Annotated in this window: 21 protein-coding genes; all 21 read right to left on the minus strand. The window is 38.3% G+C overall.

What is annotated here, in order from left to right; genetic code table 11:
- Positions 1–22: 22 nt before the first annotated feature.
- Positions 23–652: a YfbR-like 5'-deoxynucleotidase gene (locus IV86_RS05310; RefSeq protein WP_002834083.1), complete on the minus strand. Its 630-nt coding sequence runs from the start codon at positions 650–652 to the stop codon at positions 23–25.
- A 155-nt stretch (positions 653–807) separates the two neighbouring features.
- Complete coding sequence (locus IV86_RS05315) at positions 808–2,532, minus strand: phospho-sugar mutase (protein ID WP_002834084.1); 1,725 nt, start codon at positions 2,530–2,532, stop codon at positions 808–810.
- 156 nt (positions 2,533–2,688) lie between these two features.
- Positions 2,689–3,615 carry a thioredoxin-disulfide reductase gene (trxB, locus tag IV86_RS05320; RefSeq protein ID WP_002834085.1) on the minus strand — a complete coding sequence of 309 codons (927 nt, stop codon included), beginning with the start codon at positions 3,613–3,615 and terminating at the stop codon, positions 2,689–2,691.
- A 130-nt stretch (positions 3,616–3,745) separates the two neighbouring features.
- Positions 3,746–4,627, minus strand: coding sequence for a UTP--glucose-1-phosphate uridylyltransferase GalU (galU, locus tag IV86_RS05325; protein WP_002834086.1), 882 nt, complete (start codon positions 4,625–4,627; stop codon positions 3,746–3,748).
- A gap of 23 nt (positions 4,628–4,650) precedes the next feature.
- Positions 4,651–5,667 (minus strand): NAD(P)H-dependent glycerol-3-phosphate dehydrogenase, encoded by a 1,017-nt coding sequence (locus IV86_RS05330; protein ID WP_002834087.1) that lies wholly within the window; start codon positions 5,665–5,667, stop codon positions 4,651–4,653.
- 81 nt (positions 5,668–5,748) lie between these two features.
- Positions 5,749–6,585 (minus strand): prolipoprotein diacylglyceryl transferase, encoded by an 837-nt coding sequence (lgt, locus tag IV86_RS05335; RefSeq protein ID WP_002834089.1) that lies wholly within the window; start codon positions 6,583–6,585, stop codon positions 5,749–5,751.
- An 11-nt stretch (positions 6,586–6,596) separates the two neighbouring features.
- Positions 6,597–7,535 carry an HPr(Ser) kinase/phosphatase gene (hprK, locus tag IV86_RS05340; protein WP_002834090.1) on the minus strand — a complete coding sequence of 313 codons (939 nt, stop codon included), beginning with the start codon at positions 7,533–7,535 and terminating at the stop codon, positions 6,597–6,599.
- A 17-nt stretch (positions 7,536–7,552) separates the two neighbouring features.
- Positions 7,553–7,909 (minus strand): phage holin family protein, encoded by a 357-nt coding sequence (locus IV86_RS05345; protein ID WP_002834091.1) that lies wholly within the window; start codon positions 7,907–7,909, stop codon positions 7,553–7,555.
- Positions 7,910–7,925: 16 nt separating this feature from the next.
- On the minus strand, positions 7,926–8,240 hold the full coding sequence (locus IV86_RS05350) for a PspC domain-containing protein (protein WP_002834092.1): 315 nt from the start codon (positions 8,238–8,240) through the stop codon (positions 7,926–7,928).
- Positions 8,241–8,377: 137 nt separating this feature from the next.
- Positions 8,378–9,061 carry a phosphate signaling complex protein PhoU gene (gene phoU / locus IV86_RS05355; protein WP_002834093.1) on the minus strand — a complete coding sequence of 228 codons (684 nt, stop codon included), beginning with the start codon at positions 9,059–9,061 and terminating at the stop codon, positions 8,378–8,380.
- An 11-nt stretch (positions 9,062–9,072) separates the two neighbouring features.
- Entirely contained in the window at positions 9,073–9,831 is a 759-nt protein-coding gene (pstB, locus tag IV86_RS05360) for a phosphate ABC transporter ATP-binding protein PstB (RefSeq protein ID WP_002834094.1), read from the minus strand.
- 13 nt (positions 9,832–9,844) lie between these two features.
- Entirely contained in the window at positions 9,845–10,642 is a 798-nt protein-coding gene (gene pstB, locus IV86_RS05365) for a phosphate ABC transporter ATP-binding protein PstB (protein ID WP_171030525.1), read from the minus strand.
- 20 nt (positions 10,643–10,662) lie between these two features.
- A complete protein-coding gene (gene pstA, locus IV86_RS05370; protein ID WP_002834456.1) occupies positions 10,663–11,550 on the minus strand; it encodes a phosphate ABC transporter permease PstA in 888 nt (295 codons plus the stop codon).
- The gene (pstC, locus tag IV86_RS05375; protein ID WP_011673073.1) at positions 11,551–12,459 is read right to left on the minus strand and encodes a phosphate ABC transporter permease subunit PstC; all 909 of its coding nucleotides are present in this window, start codon (positions 12,457–12,459) and stop codon (positions 11,551–11,553) included.
- Complete coding sequence (locus IV86_RS05380; RefSeq protein WP_002834458.1) at positions 12,459–13,340, minus strand: phosphate ABC transporter substrate-binding protein PstS family protein; 882 nt, start codon at positions 13,338–13,340, stop codon at positions 12,459–12,461. Before IV86_RS05380 ends, pstC begins: the two co-directional genes overlap by 1 nt.
- Positions 13,341–13,502: 162 nt before the next feature.
- Positions 13,503–14,888, minus strand: a complete 1,386-nt coding sequence (locus tag IV86_RS05385) for a sensor histidine kinase (protein ID WP_002834459.1) — start codon at positions 14,886–14,888, stop codon at positions 13,503–13,505.
- Positions 14,860–15,564 (minus strand): response regulator transcription factor, encoded by a 705-nt coding sequence (locus IV86_RS05390; RefSeq protein WP_002834460.1) that lies wholly within the window; start codon positions 15,562–15,564, stop codon positions 14,860–14,862. Before IV86_RS05390 ends, IV86_RS05385 begins: the two co-directional genes overlap by 29 nt.
- 10 nt (positions 15,565–15,574) lie before the next feature.
- A protein-coding gene (gene prfB, locus IV86_RS05395; RefSeq protein ID WP_133281366.1) for a peptide chain release factor 2 occupies positions 15,575–16,691 on the minus strand; the annotation gives its coding sequence in 2 pieces (ribosomal slippage) (positions 15,575–16,618 and positions 16,620–16,691; 1,116 coding nt in all).
- A gap of 81 nt (positions 16,692–16,772) precedes the next feature.
- Positions 16,773–19,133, minus strand: a complete 2,361-nt coding sequence (gene secA, locus IV86_RS05400; protein ID WP_002834462.1) for a preprotein translocase subunit SecA — start codon at positions 19,131–19,133, stop codon at positions 16,773–16,775.
- A 160-nt stretch (positions 19,134–19,293) separates the two neighbouring features.
- The gene (gene hpf / locus IV86_RS05405; protein WP_002834463.1) at positions 19,294–19,848 is read right to left on the minus strand and encodes a ribosome hibernation-promoting factor, HPF/YfiA family; all 555 of its coding nucleotides are present in this window, start codon (positions 19,846–19,848) and stop codon (positions 19,294–19,296) included.
- A 130-nt stretch (positions 19,849–19,978) separates the two neighbouring features.
- The gene (locus IV86_RS08840; protein ID WP_011673070.1) at positions 19,979–20,410 is read right to left on the minus strand and encodes a ComF family protein; all 432 of its coding nucleotides are present in this window, start codon (positions 20,408–20,410) and stop codon (positions 19,979–19,981) included.
- Positions 20,411–20,498 lie beyond the last annotated feature (88 nt).

The following is a 20,498-nucleotide window of genomic DNA, read 5'->3' on the forward strand; positions in this document are numbered from 1 at the left end:
AACATACTTTCGCCATTTTTAACTACGCGATAATTGCACGACTAATGCGTTCCAATTTAAGTTGATCAGTAAACTCTTCATTCAAAAGGTCTGGTAAGACATTATCTAAGAAATACTCCACGCTGGCCATCGTTTTGAATTCAACAATCGTCCGTAAACTTTCCTTATAAATTTCCGTATAAACATCTTCCGGATTTCCCTTTTGAATTTCACCAAATGATTCATATAATAAATCAATTTTATCGGCCACAGAAAGTATTTTTCCCTCTAATGTGTCATCCTTACCTTCTGAGAGCCGACGCGTGTAAGCTCCTTGAAATTCTACTGGTATTTCATTTTTAATGAAATTGTCTTTCATGGAATCTTCCACGTTAGCTAACATCGTTCGTAAATCCGGTGTTGCATACTTAACGGGGGTTTTAATATCTCCAATAAAACGTTCGTTATAATCATGATTTAATGATTTTTCATAAAGTGAGCGCCAATTAACTTCATTACCAGCATTTTCTTCAATATCACCTAAAAATTGGGCAATTTCAGCAACTTTAAACGAATGCTCTGCAACCGAGTGTTTTTGATATTTAAAAAATCCTGGTGCCCGATAAATTGTTTCTAAATTACTTAAACTCTTCAAATATTGATGCATTCCCATGGCAATCTCTCCTTAAACTTACTTAAATTGTTACTAATACTATCACAAAACCATTTCCGATTCACTTAATTAGAATAAAAAAGAACTATGCTCCAAAAGCCCAACTGAATCGCGCATAACCATTCAATTTGAGCTCCGTCATAGTTCTTTAAATATTATTTTATAAGTTCATTAATAGCTGTTTCAAAAACATCAATCTTATTCAAAGCATCTTTTTCATCTTCGCCAACTGTACCAATATAGAATTTAATTTTTGGTTCTGTTCCAGAAGGGCGAATTGCAATCCAAGTACCATCATCTAATGTAAATTTCAAAACATCCGCTTTTGGTAATTTGATAGCTTGGGTAGATCCATCTGCTTCATACTTAGTTTGAGCTAAGAAGTCTTCAGTTTCTAATACCTTGTACTGATCAAATTGACTTGGGCGTTCTTCACGAACCTTTTCCATAATGGCAGCCATTTTTTCTTTACCGTCAACTCCAGGGAAATCTTTTGAAATGGTCTTTTCTTCATGATATCCGTAAGTAGTAAATAAGTTTTGAAGACCGTCATATAAGGTTTGCCCCTTACTACGATAATAAGCAGCAATTTCAGCCAATAGGACAATTCCTTGGATGGCATCTTTATCGCGAACAAATGGCCGAACAAGATAGCCATAACTTTCTTCGAAACCAAACATAAAGGTATGGTCGCCATTTTCTTCGTAATGTTTAATTTGGTCAGCAATGTACTTAAACCCAGTTAGAACGTTAATCATTTCTACATGATGGGCTTCGGCAATTCTGGTTGCTAGTTCACTAGAAACAATTGATTTAACGGCAGCTGCATTACTTGGCAAGTCACCCGCTGCATCATGCGCAGTTAAGATGTATTCTAACATCAGGGCTGCAATTTGATTTCCTGTCAATAATTTGTAGTCACCATTTGGTAAACGAACGGCAGCTCCCAAACGATCGGCATCCGGATCAGTGGCAATCAAAAGGTCAGCATCTTGCTTTTTACCTAATTCAATAGCCAAATCAAAAGTTTGTGGGAATTCTGGGTTAGGGAATGGCGTTGTAATAAATTCTGGGTCAGCAATTGCTTGTTCAGGGACCATAGTGTAATCCTTAAAACCAGCATTTTCTAACGCACGTCCACCAACTACTTTTCCAGTACCATGTAATGGTGAGTAGATCAACTTCATGTCTGCACCAAAGCGTTGGATTAGTTCATGATTAATTGATACCGTCTTAACTTCCTCAAGATACTTGAGGTCAATGTCTTCACCAATAATGGTCATTAAGCCCTTAGCTCTTAATTCACTTTGAGTAAGAGTTTCAACACCAAAGATGTCAGTTACTTGGCGAATATATTCTGTAATCTTATCAGATTCCATTGGTGGCATTTGTCCGCCATCAGGACCATAAATCTTATATCCATTATATTGTTTAGGATTATGACTAGCAGTAATCATGATTCCAGCATAAGTGTTTAACTCACGTACTGTATATGATAATTCTGGAGTGGGACGCATACTATCAAAAACAAAACTTGGAATACCATGCTTACCTAAAACACCAGCTGCTGCTAAAGCAAACTCTTGTGAGTGATAGCGGGAATCAAAACTGATCGCCACTCCCCGTTTCTTATCAGTAAAATCCAAGGTATCCATAAAATTAGCTAAACCTTCTGTTGCTTGACGAACCGTATAGATATTCATCCGGTTGATACCAGGGCCCATTACGCCACGCATTCCTGCTGTACCAAATTCCATTGGAGCATAAAAGGCTTCTTTTAAAGCATCTTTATCTTCAGCTAAAGTTGCTAATTCTTTTTTTAAATTAAAATCTAAATCTGCATAATCTTGCCATTCTTTGACAGAATCTTCCCAACTCATTCAAAAATCCTCCTATGATGTAACTTATAGTTACTTTCATTATACAATACCCATGGAATACCAGAAAGCGTTTTTTTAATTTTAGGTATAGACCAATCACTTTTTGAATTTTGGCAAAAAGAAAAGCCCCGGTTTTCACCGCGGCTTATTTTGACTTTAATCATTTAAAGCTTGAATATATTCATACGCTTGTTGTCCAGCGACGCCACCGTCACCTACGGCCGTTGTGATTTGACGTAAATCTTTCTTACGTACATCACCAACAGCTAGAATTCCAGGAACCTTAGTATGCATATGGTCATCAGTTGGAATCCAACCTTGTTCATCCAAAATACCTAAGTCCGCAAAGGCGGCCGTCATGGGTTTTACCCCTACGTAAATGAATATTCCGGCTGCTTCAATAAATGAATCTTCGCCAGTTTGGTTATTATTAACTTTAACGCCCGTGACCTTACCTTCACCAACTACTTCTGTAACATTACTGTTCCAGACAAATTCCATCTTAGGATTGGCAAAAGCACGATCTTGGATAATTTTTTGAGCCCGTAGTTGGTCACGACGATGAATCACGGTAACCTTAGAAGCTAATTGTGTTAGGTATAAACCTTCTTCAATAGCAGAGTCTCCGCCACCGACCACTACAACATCTGTCCCTTTAAAAAAGGCTCCATCACAGACCGCACAGTACGAAACGCCCCGTCCGCTAAAATCTTCTTCGCCTGGTACACCTAATTTCTTATATTCAGAACCAGTACCAATAATAACTACTTTAGCTTCGAACTCGTCACCCATATCAGTTTTGACGAGTTTAGTAGCTCCGTCATCTCGAATGGATTCGACACTGCCGTAAGCATATTCAGCGCCGAACTGAGTTGAACTTTCGTACATATCTTTTGATAAATCCGGTCCTAAAACAGATTTAAAGCCAGGAAAGTTTTCAATATCAGCAGTATTATTCATTTGACCACCATAGATTCCACGATCTAGCATCACTACCGATAGGTTTGCACGGGAAGCATATAAGGCCGCTGTCATTCCGGCTGGGCCGGCCCCAATAATAACAACATCATATTGTTTTGTCATTCTCTTTCCTCCACACTTTTAATAATGCATTCACTATACACTTACTTTTAATAACTGTCTATCATTTTGTTTTATATAAAAAATCAAACGATCCGGTCAACCCAGAATCGCTTGATTTTAAATACAATAATTATTTTTCTTCAAGTTCTTTGGCTAATTCTTTGATGTAGGTCTTTAATTCATCTTTTGTTTCAGGATGTTTTAAACCATATTCAATATTAGTCTTCAAGAAGCCAAACTTATTACCTACATCGTAACGGTCGCCATTAAATACTTTGGCAAATACGCGTTGTTTTTTATTTAATGTATCAATGGCATCGGTTAATTGAACTTCATTACCTTCACCAAGGCCTTGTTTTTCCAAAATGTTGAAAATTTCTGGCGTAAGTACATAACGTCCGATAATTGCTAAGTTACTTGGTGCTTCATCTACGGCTGGTTTTTCAACGAATTTAGAAACGTTGTATAAATCCTTTTCAACTTCTTCAGAAGGATCGATAACCCCATACTTAGATACTTCTTCATGAGGAACTGGCAAAACAGCTAAAGTTGAAGCACCAGTTTCTTCAAAAGAATCTACCAATTGCTTAGTCAACGGAACTTTGTCTTCCATTAAATCATCACCAAGCATAACCACGAATGGTTCGTTGCCGACGAATGATTTAGCAGTTAATACAGCATCCCCTAATCCACGTGGATGACTTTGACGTTTGAAGTACATATTTAAGCCAGTGGTTTCTTCCACCATCTTCAACATTTCCTTCTTGCCCTTAGCTTTCAAGTTTTCTTCTAGTTCAGGAACCGCATCAAAGTGATCTTCGATAGCACGTTTACCTTTACCTGTAATAATTAGGATATCTTCGATTCCAGACTTGCGAGCTTCTTCCACAATGTATTGAATTGTTGGCTTATCAACAATTGGTAACATTTCCTTAGGTGAAGCTTTGGTTACTGGTAAAAATCTAGTTCCTAATCCTGCTGCAGGAATAATTGCTTTACGTACTTTTTTCATGAATACCTAACCTCCAAAAATTTTTACTCTAATTCTGACCTACCGTCACGATGCATCAATTCGTCGATTGCTTCCTTGACACCCTTTTCATTATACAATACATCATAGATAGCTTCAGTAATTGGCATTTCGATATTTTTTTGTTGAGCTAATTCATAGGCGGCTTTAGTTGAAGGAACTCCTTCAATCACCATTCCCATTGTATCAATAACTTCGTCTAGTTTCATACCTTGGCCAAGTTCGTTACCCGCACGCCAGTTTCGTGAATGCACACTAGTTGCCGTAACAATCAAATCACCTACACCAGATAAACCGATGAAAGTGAGTGGGTTTGCCCCAAAGGCTACTCCTAAACGAGAAATTTCAGCTAAACCACGTGTGATTAAAGCTGCCTTAGCGTCATCGCCGTAACCCAAGCCATGTAATGCTCCGGCTCCAATTGCAATTACATTTTTAAGTGCGGCACCCATTTCAACTCCGACAATATCGTCATTAGTATATACGCGGAAGTAATTATTCATAAATAATTTTTGAACTGCTTCAGCACTTGCTAAATCTGAGCTAGCTGCTGTAACAAGCGTTAAATCTTGCTTAGCAACTTCTTCAGCATGACTTGGACCTGAAAGAACTACAATTGCTTGACGTAATTCACTAGGAATTTCTTCCGCTAATACTTCTGACAAACGCTTATGCGTTCCAAGTTCCAAACCTTTACTTGCATGAACAATAATTGGCTTTTGACCAGTTTTCTTTAAAACTTCAACCATTTGTTGGGCAACTAATCGCATTACCTTGGTTGGTACAACAAACAATACCGCATCAACATCCTTCAACGCTACTTCTAAGTCGGTTGTTGCTACTAAACGTTCGTCATACTTAAAACCGGGAACGTAATGTTCATTGGAGTGCTGCTCGTTAAGTTCTTTAGCTTGTTCCTCCATGTTCGTCCATGCAACTACATCATTGCCATTTTGGACAAGCATGTTAGCTAAAATACTGCCCCATGATCCGGCTCCTAACACTGCAACTTTTTTTACCATAGTTAATCCCCTTACAATCTTAAATTTAAAAATAATTTATGTACCTTTCTATTATCGTATACAAAGGTACTTTACTCAAGTTCATTTTGGTGAAAGCTGATTACCTTCCAAATAATCTGGTAGGCGTTCTCGCATCGATTTACGGCGGAACACCAATATACCAATTGCTCCGATAAAAAGTATTACCGAAAGCCATTGTGACACGCGGATGCCTAATAGCATCAAACTATCAGTGCGCATCCCTTCGACAAAAAAGCGACCAAACGCGTACCAAATTACATAGGACAAGAACACTTCCCCTTGTTTGAATAAATGTTTTTTATGTCTCAAACTCATCAATACAATAAAGCCCAAGATGTCCCAAAGCGATTCATATAAAAAAGTTGGTTGACGGTAGGCTCCATCAATCAGCATTTGTTGAATAATAAAATGGGGCAAATGAAGACTTTGGAGAAATGTTAAGCTAGTAATTCTGCCGAAAGCCTCTTGATTCATAAAATTACCCCATCGACCAATACCTTGGGCCATAATCAATACTGGAGCGATGATATCCAACATTAACCAAACTGGAATCCAATTTGCACGACAGAAGAGGTAGACCACGATTCCAGCCCCAATCAAGGCCCCATAAATGGCAATACCACCGTCCCAAACGCGTACAATTTCATCGACATGGTTTTGGTAATATCCCCACTCAAAAATAACGTAATACATTCGAGCGGTAATAATCGCCACTGGTAAGGCCCATAAAATCAAATCGTAGATAGAATCTGGATCGATTCTTCGCCTTTTAGCTTCTTGAACTGCCAAAATCGTCGCTAACACCACTGCTGACGCAATGATAATTCCATACCAATGAACTTGAATTCCACCAAGATTAAAGGCAATTGGATTTAGTGCTCCTAACGTTAAATTCACAAAATCCACTCCTATTTCTGGGAATTATCTTTGATCAACTCATTTAAGTTACGATCAAAAACTTTGGTTGCATCATATCCCATATTTTTAGCTCTAAAGTTCATGGTAGCGGCTTCGATAATATCACCGAGGTTTCGTCCAACACGAACTGGGATGGTAATCTTTGGAATATCTAATTCAAAGAAATGTCGTGTTTGTTCGCCGTTACCTAAACGATCGAAATGTGCATCTTTATCCCAATTTTGTAGATGAACAATCACACTAATTTCCGTGTGATTTTTAACCGCGCTCGCCCCAAATAAATTCATTACATCAATGATTCCAACACCTCGAATCTCCAAAAGATGACGAAGAATGCGGGGAGCTTCCCCGATTAAGGTTTGTTCATCTTGTTGATAAATATCAACCCGATCATCCGCAATCAGACGATGTCCGCGTTTGATTAGGTCCAACGCCGTTTCACTTTTACCAATCCCAGAGTCTCCCGTAATTAAAACCCCTAATCCATAAATTTCCAGTAGTTCACCATGAATTGAATCACGTTCTGCCAACCGATCTTCTAAAAAGTTGGTCATGTTACTTAGCAGACGTGAGGTTGGTAAAGTTGACGTTAAGATGGGAACCTGATTATTTTTGGCGGCCTGGATCAATTCTTCAGGAATTGGTAAACCACGCGAAACCACAAATGCTGGGGTATCAACGTCCGCCATTCGATCATAAATCTTAGTTCGTTCATCTTTAGTCATACTATCCTTAGCGTACGAAATTTCTGTTTCTCCAAACAGTTGAATTCGTTCATGAGGATAAAATTTAAAGTAATTGGTTAACTCTAAACCTGGACGTGAAATATCACTAACTGTAACTTTTTTTTGTTCTAATAGTTCATCGCCATAAAATACATCTAATCTTATTTTTTCTACTAACTCAGATACTGAAACACCATCGGCCATTGAATGGGCCTCCTTCGCTAACGATTTGTAAAGTGGTTCGAAATAATAGTATTACAAATGGATAAGATTACCGAAATCAACATCGTCATTCCAAAGGATGAAAAATAAAAATTAGATGCTCCTACAAATACGGAAGTTAATTCCAACATGAGAGCGTTAATCACAATACTAAACAAGCCTAAAGTTAACAATGTAATTGGTAATGAAATAATTTGTAGGATGGGCCTGATACTGGCATTCAATATTGCCAAAATCAAACTAGCCACCAAAGCAATCCAGATGCTTGAAACATAGAAATTTCCATTACTTTGGAAAAATCCAGTCAAAGCCACAAAAAGAATGCAATTAACTAATACTCGTTGCCAAAAGCGCATTTAAATTCTCCCATCTTTATTCGTTGACGTCGTGTTCTTCAACGTTTTTAATTTCTTTTCTCTTCTTATTATTTTGAGACTGACCGTTCATACCACCCATATAATTACTGAACATGCTGGCAAAACCTTGATTTGATTCAATTGGTTTACTAGGCATTAACCAAGCTAAAATAATATATGGGATTAACAAAAGTCCATGTGATACTAACATTAACATCAACATAATCACCCGAGTTAGGGCTTTACTCCAGCCAAAATATTCGGCAATTCCGCCGCTAACCCCGGTTATCAAACGGTCATTTGATTTAGCAAATTTTGTTTTGGAATTCATATTCAAATACTTCACCTCTAAACATTATTGTTAATAGTAATTTTACAGCTTTTGTCTTTCGTTTAGCAAACTTTATACAAAAAAACGAGTAGTTATTACTAAATTTTTAATTTAGCAATAACTACTCGTTTCGTGGTCTAATCAATTCCACCCACATCCGCGACATCTGCATTAATTTCGGTAATCTTTCCTGACTGATTATATAATATCCACTCTACAACGTTGGTAACATGATCGCCAATTCGTTCAATGTAGTTAGCCACCATTAAATACCCTGCTCCCCCAGTGACTAGTTTGGGGTTAGTTTTCATATTACTCAAAACTTCATTACGAATTTTTTTATAGCTATTATCAATCTGCTCGTTGGCTTTAATTACTTCGTCCGCTAATTTACTATCTCTTTTTACGTAGGCATCCATCGTAACATCTAGCATCGTTCGAACAACGTTCGTCATTTCAGCAATTTCGGCTTCGATTTTAGCATCCCGATGATGTCCTTTAATTCGAATAGTTTCTTTAGCAATTCCGACTGCATGATCGCCAATCCGTTCCAGTTCCGAACTAGCTTTTAAGACGACAATCACCTGCCGAAAATCGGCAGCCACGGGTTGTTGTAAGGCCATCAATTTTAAAGCTTGATCTTCTAAAGCAATTTCTTCTTCATTGACGTTATTATCATAATCAATCACGCTCTGCGCCATTTCTCGATCATGGTCAATAAATGATTTAGTCGCACGGTAAATCTGTTCACTAACGTTAATTCCCATCTCCGTAAACTTGCCTAATAGGCGCCTCAACTCATTATCAAAAATCCCTCTCATGCTAGTTCCTCCTATCCAAATTTACCGTTTAAGTAATCGCTCGTCTCCTGTTTTTCAGGATGTGTAAACATATCGACTGTTTTACTAAATTCCACCAAGTTGCCATCCAAGAAAAAAGCTGTTTGATCAGAAATTCGAGATGCTTGTTGCATATTGTGAGTTACGACCGCGATGGTGAATTGATCCTTAATTGCTAATAAACTATCTTCTACCTTTGCTGAAGATACCGGGTCTAACGCACTGGTTGGTTCATCTAGTAAAATAATTTCGGGTTGAACTGCCAAAACCCTTGCAATACAGATTCTTTGCTGCTGTCCTCCAGAAAATGAAAGAGCATTTTCTTTTAAATGATCTTTAGTTTCATCCCAAACGGCCGCCTGCTTTAAACTTTCTTCCACACGTTGATCTAACAGTGCCTTATCTTTTATCCCACTGAGTCGTAGCCCGTAAGTTACGTTATCATAAACCGAAAAAGGAAAAGGATTAGGCTGTTGAAATACCATTCCGACTCGTTTGCGCAGTTCTACCGTATCTGTTTTAGGCGAATAGATGTCTTCGCCATCAAGTCGGATGGCTCCGGTAACCGTAACTTCGGGGTTTAAATCGCTCATTCGATTTAAAGTTCTGATGAACGTCGATTTTCCGCTCCCAGAGGGTCCGATCAGAGCGGTAATTTCTTTTTCAGGGAAGCCGAGACTAATTCCATGCAGAGCTTCCTTTTGTCCGTAATATAAATGAACATTTTCAGCCGTAATAATATCTTTTGCCATATTTTTCTCCTAACTACCCAAAGTTTCCAGAGACATAGTCCTCAGTTAATTTAACTGCTGGATTAGTAAAAATGTTTTCTGTCGTATCAAATTCAACAATTTTCCCCATGTGCATAAAAGCAGTGTAATCACTTAGTCGAGAAGCTTGTTCCATACTGTGTGTAACGATAATAATAGTGTATTGTTCTTTTAAGTCATTTAAAGTCATTTCTAATTTGTGGGTTGAAATGGGATCTAAGGCACTAGCAGGCTCATCCATCAATAGAATATCTGGACTCATTGCCAGTGAACGTGCAATACATAGTCGCTGTTGTTGCCCCCCTGACAATGCTAACGCACTACGTTTCAAATCATCCTTGACTTCATCCCATAAGGCCGCCTGTTTTAAACTCGATTCTACAATGCCATCAATTTTTGATTTGTCTTTAATACCCATTTCGCGTAATGGAAAACTGATATTGTTGTAAATTGATTTGGCAAAGGGATTTGGACGTTGAAATACCATTCCAATCCGACGCCGCATTTGATAAATATCGACTTCATCCGCATTAACATCCAATCCTCGATACATAATCTCGCCATCTACGCGAGCAATGCCGTCATTCATCCGATTCAAGCTTCTCAAGTAAGTGGATTTCCCCGATCCAGAAGCGCCGATCAAAGCCGTAATGGAATAACGAGGGAATTGCAAAGATGCATCCTGCATGGCATGGTTATCGCCATAATAGACCTGAAGGTTATTCGTTTCTAAAGCAATTTCGCGATCGGCGGGGAAGGTCAAAATTGATTTTTCTTTACGTTTCGTTTCCAACATATGCTTTCCTCCAAATTCTATTTGCTGGCAGTGATTCTACGATAAACATAATTTCCTGCCCAACGGGCCCCAAGATTAAAGACTAATACTGCAATGATTAAAACTGCAGAAGCCCCGGCGGAAACTTGACTGGCATCGGGCATGATTCCTTCGGTATTAATCTTCCAAATATGCACTGCCAAGGTTTCGGCAGGACGGAAAATATTCAAGGGACTGTCGCCACTAAAAGGATTCCAATTTGCGTAGTTTAATACTGGAGCACTCTGTCCAGCGGTAAAAATCAAAGCGGCGGCTTCTCCAAAAACGCGTCCAGCACTTAAAATAATTCCAGTTATGATTCCTGGTAGAGCAGCAGGCACGACCACTTTAGTAACGGTTTTCCAACGAGAAAGTCCTAATGAAAGCCCCGCCTCTCGTTGTAAATTAGAAACACCATTTAAAGAATTTTCAATATTTCGAGTTAACAGCGGTAGGTTGAAGAAGGTTAAAGCAATCGCTCCTGAGATAATGGAGAATCCTAATTTAAATTGCACTACGAAGAGTAAAAATCCAAATAACCCCACTACTACTGATGGTAAGGAACTTAAAACTTCAATGGTAATTCGAATAGCTTCAGTTACTCGATTTTTCTTCGCATATTCCGCTAAGTAAATTCCAGCTCCAAGTGAAATTGGAAAAGAAATCAACAAGGTTAGAAATAGTAGATAAAAGGAGTTAAAGAGCTGATCACCAATCCCGCCTCCAGCATTAAATGCCGATGCTGGTGAGGTTAAAAATGACCAAGTGACGTGTGGTAACCCCGTAATCAAGATAAAACCTAGTAGAGCCACTAAAATTAAAATAACGATTCCAACTAATAGATAAATAACGGCTGTAGCAATCTTATCAACTCTCTTAGCGTTCATTTAAAATGCTCCCTTCTTTCCAATAAACCTTGTTAGGAGGTTAAATACCAAGGACATTAGTAAGAGCACCAATGCTAATGACCATAAGGCATTATTAGGTAAAGTCCCTAAAACTGTATTTCCAATTCCCGTTGTTAACACACTAGTTAACGTTGAGGCTGGTGATACTAAGTCACTTGGTAAAATCGATGCATTACCAATTACCATTTGAACAGCTAAGGCTTCACCAAAGGCTCTAGCCATTCCAAAAATAATAGCAGTTAGTAAGCCTGGAATGGAAGCTCGAATGATAACTTTGTAGATTGTTTGCCACCGTGTGGCTCCCAAAGCCAATGAAGCCTCGCGATAAAACTGTGGAACAGCTTTTAAACTATCAACGTACATGGAAGTTACGGTCGGTAAGACCATGACAAACAGTACGAAGGTTCCCGACAAAATTCCAAAACCAGTTCCACCAAATACTGTTCGAGTAAAGGGCACGACGACCGTCAACCCGATAAATCCGTAAACTACTGATGGAATTCCCACCAACAATTCGATGACCGGTTGTAAAATTTTACGTCCACGTTTTCCTGCAATATCAACCATGAAGATGGCGGTGGCAATCGCAAATGGCGCTGCCAAAAGGGCTGAAAGAACGGTAACACTGAATGATCCTACAATCATCGGTAGTGCGCCCACTAACGCTTGAGGTTTAGCACTCGGATTCCAAACTTGCTTAGTAAAGAAATCAACAATACTCATTTTATTTTCGAAGAAAGTTGCTAAACCTTTAGAAGTAATCATGTATAAAATTGAAAGGACTACCAACATAATCAAAGTTACACAAGCTAAGGAAATTAACTTTCCACGCTGGTCCTGCCTGGAAGCCTTTGATTTACGCGTTAATTCTTTTTTTACTGCATCCATTATTCCTCAGCTCCTTTAATTGGGATTACTTGGTCATCACTTGTTAGTTCTACCTTCATATCATGGATTGAAATATAACCTAAGTCTGAAACTAAATTCTTTTGTACTTTTTCAGATTTCATGTATTTAATAAAGTTATTGGTTGCTGCACTGGCATTAGGTTTCGTATACATGTGCTCATATGACCAAATTTTCCAACGATTATTTTCCACATTTTTAGCGTTAGGTTGAACTCCATCAATCGCTAAATGTTTAATTTGGTTATTAAAATATGAGAATGAAAGATAACTAATCGATCCTGGAGTTGCTTGTACAATTTTTTGTACCGTCCCATTTGAATCTTGTTCTTGAGCATTCAAAGCTGGTTGTCCTTTTAATACCACTCGTTCGAATGATTTCCGGATACCACTCCCTTGGGCTCGATTGATGACCACAATCTTTTGATCAGGCCCCCCCAGTTGTTTCCAGTTTGTAATTTTACCTGTAAATACTTTACGTAGATTAGCCATAGAAATATTTTTAATTGGAACATCTTGGTTGACCACGGGAGCCATTCCAACCACCGCTACCTTATGATCCACCACTTTTTTGGCATCAATTCCATCTTGTTGTTCTGCAAAAACATCTGAATTTCCGATACTTACGGCGCCTTGTTGAACTTGGCTTAGACCGGTCCCAGATCCGCCCCCCTGAACAGTGATATCCACACCGCTATTTTTTACTTGATAATCAGCAGCAGCTTTTTCTACTAATGGTTGTAACGCCGTCGATCCCACAATCGTTACTGAATTTTTTTGAGATGACTTAGACTGACATCCAGTCAAAATCAAGAGTATTGCCATCATCGACGCTAAGATAATCCCCTTATTAACTTTTTTCATGTCCTGGCCTCTTTTCCCTAATCTCTAGCTTCGATTATTAGCATACAAGGGCAACGTAAAGGTTAAATATGAGGTATGTAAAGATTATGTAAAGAATTTTAAAATAGTAAAAAGTGTAAAAAAAATAAAGCCGAATTAAAATTCAACTTTATTCCACAATATTTAATTAATATCACGCTTGAATTTTACGATCACCGTGGTTCCGCTATCTTCATCTGATTCGATTCGAACGCTACCATTCATATCGTCAACCGCTTCTTTAACAATGGCTAAACCTAATCCAGTACCACCTTTAGTAGCGTTATTCACCCGATAAAAACGTTCAAAAACGCGGTCCGTCTGACCTAAAGGAATTCCAATACCAGTATCACTCACTACGAGCTTCCAACGGTCATGATGTGATCCGTAATCAATCTTGATTTTTCCACCTTTTCGATTGTAACTAATCGCATTAGTAATCAAATTCTTGACGATTTGGAATAAATCATTTTCAATCACTTCTTCATTAACATCTGCTGGAATATTGTTTTCCACATGTAGATTCATGCTACTGATGTTACTTTCTACTAACTTAAGTTGTTGATCCACATACTTATGTAAATTAATTTCTTTACGTTCTCGTTCACCACTCTTAACGCGCGACATGGTTAAAATATCGTCCGTTAATTGCACTAACTTATCACTTTCAGCCTTAATAATACGTAAGAAATTATCCAAGGTTTCTGGATCGTCCTTGGCTCCGTTTAGTAACGTATCTGCGAAGCCCGCAATCGATGTAATTGGTGTACGAAGTTCGTGCGAAGCATTGTTAACAAAGTCACGTTCAATTTGTTTAGAGCGCACCGTTTCCGTTGCATCGTAAAGTAGCACAATAATTTCAAATTTATGGTGCACTTTGGGACTGTAAACAACCGTTGTTTCATAAATATATGGCTGGTCCCCATCTAGTTTAATTGTTTTGGTAGTACTCTGACGTGTTCTAAACACGTTATCCACCAATTCACTTAATTCATGATCCCGAATATCCATGGTATATGGGTGAGGAACGTCGAGTCCAGTAATCCCTAAGTGGTTAATAGCGTACGTGTTAGCCACTTGTAGTTCACGGTGCCGATTAATAACTAGCACTCCTACTGGCAAATTATCCATAATGGCGGTTAATTCACTTTGTTGATTTCTCAAAACGTGAATTTGATGACGCTCATGGGTACCAATTTCATTAACAACTTTAGATAATTTATAAAATGGATCTTCTGGATCCAATTGAATCTTGGGAACATGGTTACCTTTAATAACTTCTTCTAAGTTCTTTCTGAATAACTTTTGACGCTCAATAATTTTCTTTTGATTACTCCAAAATACAATTATTTCAATAACCGTAATTAATAAAATCACGGCGATTAACAGTGACATATCTACCTTAGTTACTCGTGGATTTTCTTTTACAATTAATTTATACACCAGAAAAGCCATAAAGGCATTTCCGATTAGACTAGCAAAACCGAATTGCACGGTACGCTTAATCGCCTTTTTTCGAGACGAACTCATATCCAAACCCCCTAATGGTTTTGATCAACTGTGGATGTTTGGGATCATTTTCCAGTTTATCCCTCAAATGACTGATGTGGATATCTACAATACGGGTCTGTCCCCCATATTCATATCCCCAAACTTTCTCCAAAATTTGATCGCGTGATAAAACTTGGTTGGCATTTTTGTATAAATACCTTAATAGTTTAAATTCATTGGGTGTTAATTGAATTTTTTCATTATTCTTCTTAACCACCATTCTTTTGAAATCAATGGCGATATTTTCTGCTTGTAGAGTTGGATCAATTTCAGCCAAATTAATTGCCCGATCAGTCCGTCGCAAGATTACTTTAATCCGTGAAAGAAGCTCCTGAGGACTAAATGGTTTGGTAATATAATCATCTGCCCCTAATTCCAATCCCAATATTTTATCAACTTGACTAGTCTTAGCCGTCAACATAATAATTGGAATTTGTTCATCAAACTTGCGAATTTGTTTGGTAGCTTCAATTCCATCCAATTGAGGGAGCATTAAATCCATAATCACAAAATCAACTAAGCCCTTTTGGACGATTTCCACCGCATCTAAACCGTTATCCACACTCACAACTTGATAATTAGCTTGTTCCAAATTATAAGTAATTAAAGTCACAATTGCTGGCTCATCATCTACAACTAATATCGTCTTTGACATCCGAATCCCCCTATTTTGGATTATCTTCTTTCAATTTCCATTGCAAATAAGCATTGATAAAATCATCGAGATCCCCGTCCATCACACCTTGAACGTTAGCCGTCTCAAAGTTGCTTCGATGATCTTTAACCATAGAATAGGGATGGAAAACGTAAGAACGAATCTGCGATCCCCATCCTATTTCAAGTTGAATGCCTTCTATTTTAGCCTTTTCTTCTGCTTTCTTTTGTTCTTCAAGCTCAAATAGCTTAGCCTTCAACATACTCATAGCGGTAGCCCGGTTTTGTAATTGAGAACGTTCTGCTTGACTCGCAACTACAATTCCAGTTGGCAAATGCGTAATTCGCACCGCTGAAGAAGTCTTGTTAATATGCTGTCCACCAGCACCACTAGAACGATATACATCCACCCGTAAATCATCTTGGTTAATGTTAACTTCAACCGAATCATCCAATTCCGGCATAACGTCGACTGATGCAAAAGAAGTATGCCGTCGTCCAGCAGAATCAAATGGTGATAGTCTTACTAGCCGATGAACTCCCTTTTCAGAGCGTAAATAACCATATGTGTTGTGACCGACAATTCGCATGGTTACACTACTAATTCCTGCCACTTCACCTGCTTGGTAATCTTCAATTTGAACCTTAAACTGATGCTGCTCAGCCCAACGCGTGTACATTCTTAGCAACATGGAACCCCAATCTTGAGATTCTGTTCCTCCCGCTCCGGGGTGAATTTCTATAATTGCGTTATTGGCATCATATTTACCATTAAGCAATAATCCTAAACGGTAATCCTGCAATAATTTAGCCGTGGCGGCTAATTCACTCTCAAACTCACTTTGAACGTCAGGATCATCTTCCATTTCCAATAATTCAGCAGTTACCTCTAAGTTTTCAACATGGTCGGTTAAATTTTTAAAATTATCGTATTTTTGTTTTAACTCATTATTTTCATTGATGACAATTTGAGCCTGTTCTTGATTATCCCAAAAGTTAGGCTCTGCCATTTTGGCCTCATTGACACTGATACTTTCATTCAAAGCATCTAAGTCAAAGAGACCTCCCGAAGTCAGCGACTTCTTTTTTCATATCTTCAATTTGATGTTTTGCTTCAACTAGCTCCATATAAGTTAGCTCCTTTTTTCATTTCACATTAAAAAACTGGGAACGGTCAAATTACCTTCCCAGTTTTATATTATAAATCAACTACCGTTGAAGATTTTGACGAATTTCAGATTTCATAAATAATCGAGTAGTTTCATATTCGATATCTGTAATCATTTCGTTGAACATTCGGTAACCTTCTTGTTGATATTCAACTAATGGATTTAACTGTCCATAGCCTCGAAGTCCAACCGATTGACGTAACTGGTCCATGGCATCAATATGATCGGTCCAGTGTTGGTCAACCACTCGGAGAATCACAACTTTTTCAAATTCTAGAATTTGAGCTGGGTCGTACAAAGCTTTTTCTTTTTCAATGTACATTTGATCAGCTAGTTGTTTCAAGTAGTCCTTAATTTCTTTAGCAGACATCCCTTCCACATCAGCTTGATGAATGTCTTTATCTGAAACCAAGGCAGTCCGTGCAAATTCTACAATGGTTTCTAAATCAAAGTTCTTTTGAGTTTTTTGGGTATGGGCATCAACCACGCGGTCAATCGTTCGATCAACCATCGGCATTAGCACATCTTTTAGACTAGTTTCTTCCATGATCACTTGTTGACGTTCAGCGTAAATCACTTCACGTTGCGCACGCATAACATCATCGTATTGAAGAACGTTCTTACGAGCATCGTAGTTATTACCTTCAACTCGTTTTTGAGCAGATTCAACTTGACGGCTAATTAAACCACTTCGAATAACTGCATCTTCATCCGCAATTTTCATCCTAGAAAGCAAATCTTTGATTCGTTCTGAACCAAAACGAATCATCAAGTCATCTTCTAGTGAAAGATAGAATTGGGACATTCCGACATCACCTTGACGTCCCGAACGACCACGAAGCTGATTATCGATCCGTCGTGATTCATGCCGTTCAGTACCAATTACAGCTAAACCACCTAGTTCAACTACGCCAGGTCCTAATTTAATATCAGTACCACGACCAGCCATATTAGTAGCAATTGTTACCGCACCCTTTTGACCGGCGTTGGTAACAATTTCAGCTTCACGGGCATGATTCTTAGCATTCAAAACAACATGTGGAATACCTTCTCGATCAAGCAAGCGTGAGAGGTATTCTGAAGTTTCAACCGCAACCGTACCAACTAGAACTGGTTGACCTTTAATATGCAAATCACGGATTTCCTTCACCACTGCCTTAAATTTACTTTCCAAAGTTGGATAAAGTAAATCTGGACGGTCATCACGAGCCACCGGACGGTTGGTTGGAATGGTTGTAACTTCCATATTGTAAATTTCACGGAATTCTTCTGCTTCAGTCCGAGCTGTACCGGTCATCCCTGAAAGTTTACGATACATTCTAAACAAGTTTTGATAAGTGATGTTGGCCATAGTTTTAGCCCCATCTTGAATTTCAACGTGTTCCTTAGCTTCAATCGCTTGGTGCAGTCCATCAGAAAAACGACGGCCTTCCATTACACGACCTGTAAAAGAATCAACGATTAAGACTTCACCATCTGAAACCACGTAGTCCTTGTCTTTAGTCATAATATAATTTGCTCGAAGAGCTTGATCAATATGATGGTTCAACGCACTATTTTCAACATCGTAGAGGTTGTCGGTTTTAAAGAAGTTTTCCGCACGACGAATCCCATTTTCTGTTAATGAGATGGATTTTGATTCCCAATCAATCGTGTAATCACCATCAGCCAAAGTCTTCACGTAACGGTCAGCACGTTCATATAGCGTAACAGTTGGTTCAGTCTGACCAGAAATAATCAGAGGTGTCCTGGCTTCATCAATTAAAATTGAATCAACCTCATCAATCAAGGCGAAGTTTAGAGGACGTTGTACCATATCCTCTTTATACACAACCATGTTATCTCTTAAGTAATCAAAACCGATTTCACTGTTCGTTGAATAAGTGATATCACAATTGTAAGCTTCACGTTTTTGGTCGGGAGTCATTTCTGAAGAATTAACCCCTACTGTTAGGCCAAGCCATTTATAAAGCTCACCCATTTCACTTGAGTCACGTTCAGCCAAATATTCATTAACAGTAACAACGTGAACCCCTTTACCACCTAAGGCATTCAGATACACGGGTAATGTGGCCGTTAAAGTCTTACCTTCACCAGTTTTCATTTCAGCAATGTTACCACCATGAAGTACCATTCCACCAATTAATTGGACGCGGAATGGGAATAAGCCTAATACTCGCTTAGCTGCTTCACGTGCGACTGCAAAAGCTTCAACTAAAATATCATCTAAAGTTTCGCCATTTTGTAGACGCTCTTTAAACTCTGTAGTTTTAGCCTTAAGTTTTTCATCATTTAGTTGTTCCATTTCTTCTTTTAGGGCTTCAATCTTATCTGCTTTTTTACCGAGTCTTTTTAACTCACGCGCATCACTTTCCACCCATTTTTTTAAAATGTTTGCCATGTACTATTTCCTTCCGTACTAACTTAATCGTAAAAACGATAACCTGTTTAAGTTTATCATTTTTATTATTACAATCAAACTAATCTTAAATATATTTAAAAAGCTTAACAAACCGTTGGAAGTTTGTTAAGCAATTTTGTTTTGTATTTATTTAGCGGATCTAATCGTTAGCAGATTCGATCAAACCATAGCGTCCATCGCGACGGCGATAAACAATATCAACTGATCCACTTTCTGCATCTTCATAGATAAAGAAGTTATGTCCTAGCATGTCCATTTGCAAGATTGCTTCTTCACTTCCCATTGGTTTCAAGGATACTTGTTTAGTACGAACGATATCAAATTGACTGGCTTCCTCTTCGTTCTCTACAATATCACCACTAGGGATTTCAACCCCTTTGTATCCTGTTTCACGCGATTTGCGGTTAATTTTTGTTTTGTATTTACGTAGTTGACGTTCCAATTTATCAGTTACTAAGTCAACACTCGCATATAAATCAGGCGAAGTTTCTTCTGCTCGTAATACCAAGTATGGCAATGGAATCGTTACTTCAACCTTAGCCGTTTTGTCTTGGTATACTTTCAAGTTAACGTGAGCCTTTGGATTGGCACCTTGTTCAAAGTATTTTTCAATCTTACCAATTCGTTTCTCAACATAATCCCGAATTGCTTCTGTTACCTCAATATTTTCACCACGTACATTAAAATCAAGCATAAGACTTCTCTCCTTTCAACTGTGGATAAACTGCATCCACTAACAGAAATATATATTCTACTTCATGTATTTCTGTACAACTTCATTATAAATGAAAACGCTACAATAAACAATGAATATACCCAAATAACTACCGACAAAGCGTGACTGAACGGACTTGGGTCGCGCCATTTCTTAGTAAAGTGGTCCGAGCTTGTCGAAGGGTGGCTCCGGTCGTATAAATATCGTCCACCAACAAAATATGTTCACCACTAATATCACATCCGCTTTTCAAAATAAAAGAACTATCTTGCTGTAGTCGCTCTCTTCTTGAACGTTGAAATTGATGTAAACTATCGTTTGAGCGCTGATTAATCAAAACATCTTTCCAATCCAGACCTTCCATCAATCCAGTTACTTGGTTAAATCCACGTGAGGTCATTGTACTCTCATCAACTGGGATCGGAACAATCAACTCGTTTTCTTTAAGGATCTTTTGAATAAAATTAACAAATTGATCTTGAAAAACTTTTCTCAGTAAATAATCTCCCTGAAACTTATAGTGCTGAAAAAAATTACGCATCGCCTCATCATATTGAAACATGGCTCGATTTACGAACTGATCATTCCATTGTTGACAGTCCGCACACTCGAGAATTGCTGAAAGTTTT

The sequence above is a fragment of the Pediococcus pentosaceus genome, assembly GCF_001437285.1.
GTDB classification, from domain to species: domain Bacteria; phylum Bacillota; class Bacilli; order Lactobacillales; family Lactobacillaceae; genus Pediococcus; species Pediococcus pentosaceus.

Bases quoted from the DNA above. Each gene is read 5' to 3' on its own strand.
- IV86_RS05310 (WP_002834083.1), bottom strand. From the start codon at position 652: ATGGGAATGCATCAATATTTGAAGAGTTTAAGTAATTTAGAAACAATT.
- IV86_RS05315 (WP_002834084.1), bottom strand. From the start codon at position 2,532: ATGAGTTGGGAAGATTCTGTCAAAGAATGGCAAGATTATGCAGATTTA.
- trxB (WP_002834085.1), bottom strand. From the start codon at position 3,615: ATGACAAAACAATATGATGTTGTTATTATTGGGGCCGGCCCAGCCGGA.
- galU (WP_002834086.1), bottom strand. From the start codon at position 4,627: ATGAAAAAAGTACGTAAAGCAATTATTCCTGCAGCAGGATTAGGAACT.
- IV86_RS05330 (WP_002834087.1), bottom strand. From the start codon at position 5,667: ATGGTAAAAAAAGTTGCAGTGTTAGGAGCCGGATCATGGGGCAGTATT.
- hprK (WP_002834090.1), bottom strand. From the start codon at position 7,535: ATGGCCGATGGTGTTTCAGTATCTGAGTTAGTAGAAAAAATAAGATTA.
- IV86_RS05345 (WP_002834091.1), bottom strand. From the start codon at position 7,909: ATGCGCTTTTGGCAACGAGTATTAGTTAATTGCATTCTTTTTGTGGCT.
- IV86_RS05350 (WP_002834092.1), bottom strand. From the start codon at position 8,240: ATGAATTCCAAAACAAAATTTGCTAAATCAAATGACCGTTTGATAACC.
- phoU (WP_002834093.1), bottom strand. From the start codon at position 9,061: ATGAGAGGGATTTTTGATAATGAGTTGAGGCGCCTATTAGGCAAGTTT.
- pstB (WP_002834094.1), bottom strand. From the start codon at position 9,831: ATGGCAAAAGATATTATTACGGCTGAAAATGTTCATTTATATTACGGA.
- pstA (WP_002834456.1), bottom strand. From the start codon at position 11,550: ATGAACGCTAAGAGAGTTGATAAGATTGCTACAGCCGTTATTTATCTA.
- pstC (WP_011673073.1), bottom strand. From the start codon at position 12,459: ATGGATGCAGTAAAAAAAGAATTAACGCGTAAATCAAAGGCTTCCAGG.
- IV86_RS05380 (WP_002834458.1), bottom strand. From the start codon at position 13,340: ATGAAAAAAGTTAATAAGGGGATTATCTTAGCGTCGATGATGGCAATA.
- IV86_RS05385 (WP_002834459.1), bottom strand. From the start codon at position 14,888: ATGAGTTCGTCTCGAAAAAAGGCGATTAAGCGTACCGTGCAATTCGGT.
- IV86_RS05390 (WP_002834460.1), bottom strand. From the start codon at position 15,564: ATGTCAAAGACGATATTAGTTGTAGATGATGAGCCAGCAATTGTGACT.
- secA (WP_002834462.1), bottom strand. From the start codon at position 19,133: ATGGCAAACATTTTAAAAAAATGGGTGGAAAGTGATGCGCGTGAGTTA.
- hpf (WP_002834463.1), bottom strand. From the start codon at position 19,848: ATGCTTGATTTTAATGTACGTGGTGAAAATATTGAGGTAACAGAAGCA.
- IV86_RS08840 (WP_011673070.1), bottom strand. From the start codon at position 20,410: ATGCGTAATTTTTTTCAGCACTATAAGTTTCAGGGAGATTATTTACTG.